1 protein-coding gene is annotated in these 1157 nt (G+C 31.7%); it reads left to right on the top strand.

Annotated features, from left to right (window positions below):
• A partial coding sequence (locus CQA44_RS12115) for an ABC transporter permease (protein WP_147289808.1) occupies positions 1-918 on the top strand: 918 nt, incomplete at its 5' end.
• Positions 919-1157: the final 239 nt, after the last annotated feature.

Genomic DNA, 1157 nt, shown 5'->3' with positions numbered 1-1157 from the left:
ATCACACACAGTTTGCACTCCCTTAATCAAGCAAAGGAACTTTTAGAAAGAAGTGAAATATATGGAATCTTGGTTATCCCTAAAGGTTTTGAGGCAAATGCAAATAAAGGTGTGCCAACACAGCTGCTTTACCGCGCTAATGCGTCTTATTTTCTTATTTATGGAACTATCATCGAAGGGTTAAATAGTGTAGGAAATGCTTTTAGTAATAAGATTAAATATAAAACAAAGCTTATGCAAAAACAAGTGGATTTAAGTAAGGATTCGACGCTTGTACGTTTTGTTTCTATGCCGCTTTTTAACTATTCCATAGGTTATATTAATTATGCGCTAGCTGCAATTCTAGTTTTTATCTTACATCAAACTTTAATTGCGGGTAGCATGATTATTACTGCTTCACAGAATTGTGCGCATAAACAAGGAATAAGAGATTATTTTAATCAATGTCCTATCGCTTATTTGCTTTTTGCAAGAATTCTTGTTTTTACTGTGATTTATTGTGTGTTATTTTTGCTTTATTTTGGAGTGTTCTTTAAAATTTATGGAATCCATACTCATGCAAATGTTATAGATTTTTGGTGCTTTAGCTTGGCATTTATTGTGTGTTGTGCGTCTTTTGGTATATTTCTAGGCTCATTCCTTGTTAATCCTGCATTACCAACGCAAATTATCCTTTTATCTTCGTTGCCCCTAGTTTTTATGATGGGATTTATTTATCCTGTCTATTTGTTACCAGATTTTTTGCAAATTTTTGTGCAATTTATTCCTGCTTATCACGGCATTAACGGCTTTATTTGGCTCAATCAAATGGCGGCTAGTCTGCATTCAGTCATGCCGCATTTTTATGCGCTTTTAGGAATTTTCATGTCCTGCTTGTGTTTGGGCATTTATTCTTTAAGAAAAAGATACTATGTATAATTTAACACTCAATAGATTTTATTTGTGGTGTTTATAAAAGTCCCAAACCATAATTATAATTTATGCAAGCTATTGAAATTAAAGATTTAATTTGAATTTATTGATTCAAAATTTTATTTGGAAACTTTTTTAAGAAAATGGATTAAGCACAATGTGAATCATTTATGTTATCTATAAGTCTTTATAACGATTGGTATTCAGTCGTGTTTGTCTTGGAATCAATTTGTCCATCACTCTGT

The sequence above is a fragment of the Helicobacter sp. MIT 14-3879 genome (assembly GCF_003364125.1).
Note: the sequence above shows the minus strand (reverse complement) of the source record. Positions and strands in the feature narration are given on the sequence as shown.